The organism is Rhizobium sp. 05L429, assembly GCF_056397645.1.
Map to the genome: position 1 here is coordinate 1 of NZ_JBFTNV010000066.1, position 4566 is coordinate 4566.

A 4566-nucleotide genomic window follows, 5' to 3' on the forward strand; every position below is an offset into this window, starting at 1 on the left:
GCACATTGCCGCTGGCAACCACGCCACCCGAACCATTGGCCGCACCGCCCTTCTCGGTCGCATCCCCCGCATCGGCAACCGCCGTCGGCGTCGCGTTGCTCGAGGTCGAGGGATTGAACATCACATCGACCCAGTAGTTCGTCTCGTCCACGGTGCTGGTGGGGTATAGGCTGCTACTGCCGTATCGATATACGCCGTTGCCGCTCGCTGACGCCGTCAACGGGCCACTCGTCACATTGGAGGTAAAGTAGTTGGCGGTTGTCGAATAATGACCGGTATTGGTGTGGTAAGACGCCGTGTAGGTCTGCCCGGGCGTCAAGGTCACCGGACTGGAGAAATAGGCGGTCTGCCAGCCGCTGGCGGTCTCGTTCGTGAAAGTGAGGGTCGCGATCCGCGTACCCGTGCTCGACCAGAGCGAGCCGGTATGCGTCCCTGTGTCCTGGCTGCCTTTATAAAAACGAATACCGCCGAGGGTGCCTGCCACTGAGGTCTGGAAGCGCACGCCGAGCTCAATGGCTGACGTATCGTCGGTGTTGACGACCGCCGGCGTCGCCGCGCCGGAAAAGAGAGACACATAGCTCGGCCCGCTGACGGTGACCGTGCGTCCGGCCGAGGGTGTTTCGAGGTTGATGCTGTCGTCCACGGCGCGAGACAGGATCGTGTAGGTGCCCGCGGTCTGCGGCGACCACGTATAAGTCCAGTTCTCATCGCCTGTGGCCGGATGCCAGCTCGCGCCATTGTCGGTCGAAACCTCGACGCTGGCGATCACCCCGCCACCCGTATCGGCGGCGGTGCCCGTAATCGTCACCGTGGATCCAGCGACCACCGTGGCGGGTACCGTGATGATAGATGTCGGCGCAACATTGTCAGTGGAACCAGTTGTGGCGACGAGCCCGGATTGCAGCGTCCCAGGCTGGATGCCCATGTCGGCAAGCAAATTGACCATTGCCTGCTGCACGCGGGGATCGGTCGGCGTCGCCTCATTATCGTGATTGTCGCTCAGGCCCCATGTCCAGTAGACCGTACCGGCGCCGAACACCAGCGCGCCGCTGGGCGCACGATAAAGTGTCAGATTGTGGGTGGCGGTCGCGTTGCCAGTCGTGTTTCCGTAGTCGAGCAGGTAGGTGCTGACCGGAAGTGTCGTCGACGACAGCTTCACGAGGCCCGCCGGATCGAAGCCATTGTCAGGCGCTTCGTCCCACTCATAACCGAGATAGTTCTTGGTGAGCGTTGCCGTCTGGCCCGGCTGAAGATTGGCAACGCTGGTATTGCGCCAGAAGCGCAGGTTGGCGTCGTCATATCCAACCTTGATCGCGCCCAGATTGCCACCGACATCGTCGACCTTGAACAACTGCCCGGTCAGCGAGTTTTCCGGGTTTCCGCCGCCGATAGCCGGTGGGCTGAGGCGCGGATCGCGGAAGGTGCCTGTCCATTCATTGGAAGGGTCAATGCTGCTGCCGGGCGCCCAGGTTTCCTTGTAGGAGATAAGGGTGCGATAGGGCGTGCCGTCGGCGCTGTAGGCATTGCCCCAACGGGTACGCCAATAGACCTCGTTACCGCTCCAGAACATGAGGTTGACGCCCGCATCGCGTGCGGCTTCGACGTTGGTCCTCTGCTGCCCCGACCAGTACTCGTCATGCCCCGCATCAACATAAGTCTTGTGATTGAGCAACAGGCTGCCGTAGCGGTCGACGTCGACACCCGACATGTAGGAAACATCATAGCCATTCTGTTCCAGCCAGTAGATGCCTGCATACTCGGCGCCGAACAGATAGTCCTGGGGACCGGCATAGGTGCCGACCCCGCCCCGGGTCGCAATCGGCCTGTTGTAGCTGACCGCATAGGCGCGGCCGGCACCCTGCCCCGTCGCCGGACCGTTGCCGCCGTAGAAGTTTGCGCCACCCCAGCCGTTATAGGCTTGCCAGGTCTCGTCGGCCGTCTGGAAAACGATGTCGCTGTGACTGTCGTCGTCGCGTACGATGAAGGGAATATGATTCTCGCCGAAGGTGCCATCCTGCCTCACGAGCTTGGCGATATAGACCCCTGAGACGGCGTCATCTGGTACGGTCCATGACGCCGAGACTGCCCAGTTGCCCGCATCCACCGTCCCGGTCGTGGCATTGCGCAACGGATTGGGTTGATCCTGCAATCCGGTGTGCTGCATGGTGGCGACCTTGCGCGCCCCCATGCCACCATAATAGCCGAGCCGGTATATATCGATCCGGTAATTGGTGGAATCCGTATCGATCTTGAAGCTGATCGTCTTGCCATTGTCGACGCTGATGTCGGTCGCGAACCCTTCGATGTTGGAGCTGCCGGCGCCATCGATGCCCCACTCGCTCTCCGGATTGCCCTGCAGCAGGTTTTCCGCCACGACCTTGTTGTCGGGCGTCGCTGCCGCTGTGGCCGCCAGATTTTGCGTCGTCAATGAGCGCTGCGTGGTCGGCGGTGTGGTAACCGAGCCGGAAAGGATGCCTTTGCCCTTGGCGGTGGCGCTTGCCGTTCCCATTTCTCCGCCACCGGGCAATGATCCGTTCAAGTTCGTCGAATCCGTCCACCTTGCGGTTCCGGGCCAGCTCGAGAGCGGGGACAGGTTTCGATCGAGAAGCGGGTCGCTGACCGAGGCGCCGATGGCCCGCTTGAGCGTCGCCACATAGTCCGGCCCATCTGTCAGTCTGGTCCCCGGCAATTGACCGTCCTGCTGAAGCATGGCGCCGCCATGGGCCCAATCGAGAATCCGCGTGGGGGAGGTAAAATATCCGCACCCGCAGACACCAAAGGGCATGCCAAACGCCACGGAATTCAATCCCGCATGCTGCGCAGCCGCCTGCGCTGACGGGCTCGATTCGAGAATGACGACTTTGCCCGTGTGGGCACGTTCACCCGCCACGGTGGAAGAACCTTGCCCCGAAGCTGTCGGTGCAGGGCTTTGCGGCAGATAGGAAGCCAAGGGATCGTCGCCTATGAGGCTGGTTCCAGCATAGGTGCGATAAAGGGACGAAGTAGCTCCAACTACGTTCCGCTCGAAAGGTGCAAAACCCGGCCTATGGGCAGACGGCGGAGACGCGACAGAATTCCCGCTCACTCCCGCTTCATGAAGCCTTGCGAAAGTGTCGGGCAAGGACGGCGGTGCGTGGTTGATATTGACCCGACCGTCCACAGCGCCGAACGCTCCCACCGTCTCTTCAACGTCACGTCTTTTGAGCGCAGAGTTGTTGTCGGGACTGTCGACAAGGGCACTATGCTTGTTTCCATCCGAAGTCTGCACGGATGTTGCAAGCTGAGCATCATCCTCGCGCCGATCGGCAGTCTGGCGCGGCCTTGCCTTTCCACCGACGGTCAGCCAACGGGGAACCCACGAATCCACCAAGAGCGAGCGCGAAGCCCACCGGCAAGCGTTGCGATACATGGCGTGCCCTCTCCCGAAATTTACCAGGATCAAATCTATGAGGATCGTTCGATACGCGGACCTCCAATTATAATCGAAAAACAGGCGAGTATGGCCTACCCATTTCGACCTACAGGCGGCATCCTTTCTGGGAAACGGATTTTTTCGTGGAAGTGCGACTTGCGTTTCGCATGGCGACAAGTGGCACAATCGCAGGATCCGCTTCGCATAACGGACGGMTGAGTGCCCTGGGGGAAAGCCGAATTTGCGCTGCGCGAGAATCGTGAGGGAGACAGCCACAGGAGCTTCAGCATCATGGTCGGCAGGAGCGACGACTATCCATGCTCATGTTCTGTCTTCGGGCCGTGTCCGCGACAGGTCGTCACTCTCGTGACCGACCCCGTTCACTTGCGCGGCCGCGCGAGGCCATTGGATACCGAGCCCAATCATGAAGTCGACGCCGCGGCTTGGCAGATCCTGCGTCCATTCCGGCACAAAGCCAATGCCACGCCCGCCGAGACGAGCAAGCGACAAGCTAAAAATCGCAGCGATAGGCTATGTTCTCAGAGAGGCAAGACGGCGTCTTCTTCACGAATTTTTTCTCMAAATAACCCGGTCTCTTGAATATACAAAGAAATACACTTCAAATTTATCCAAGTATTGTAAATTCATAAGGTCCAAAAAGCGCTATGACCCCGCAGTGTTTATAAATAGTTAACGTATATATATATTCTAAGCTTTTTATAAATCTCATTTTTTGGCGAACTTACCTTCATATTCAGCCTTCCTTAATTGAAATCTTGTTCTTTGGGCGKTCGAAACGGCGAGTTAATCGGGGGTAATTTGATTAACAGGCATGACGCTGCACGCCGTGGGCCGGCTCAAATCCGGAATGTCCCCTCCAAACTCCTGCCAAAAGGGACAGGCAAATAATGACGAGCATCAACACCAATAACTCTGCAATGGCAGCTCTCCAGACGCTGCGTAACGTCAACCAGGGCCTCAACAAGACCCAGGATCACGTTTCCTCGGGTTACCGCGTCGGCAAGGCTTCCGACAACGCTGCCTACTGGTCGATCGCAACGACCATGCGTTCGGACAACAAGGCCCTCTCGGCCGTTTCCGACGCGCTCGGCCTCGGTGCTGCAAAGGTTGACACTGCCTACACCGCCATGGAC

General features: G+C 59.3%; 2 protein-coding genes. One reads left to right on the forward strand and one right to left on the reverse strand.

What is annotated here, in order from left to right; genetic code table 11:
• A partial coding sequence (locus tag AC1DNW_RS35210; RefSeq protein WP_477855756.1) for a N,N-dimethylformamidase beta subunit family domain-containing protein occupies positions 1 to 3409 on the reverse strand: 3409 nt, incomplete at its 3' end.
• Positions 3410 to 4320: 911 nt separating this feature from the next.
• Here AC1DNW_RS35210 and AC1DNW_RS35215 point away from each other — a divergent pair.
• Positions 4321 to 4566, forward strand: a 246-nt coding sequence (locus AC1DNW_RS35215) for a flagellin N-terminal helical domain-containing protein (RefSeq protein WP_477855758.1), incomplete at its 3' end; no start/stop codon positions are given.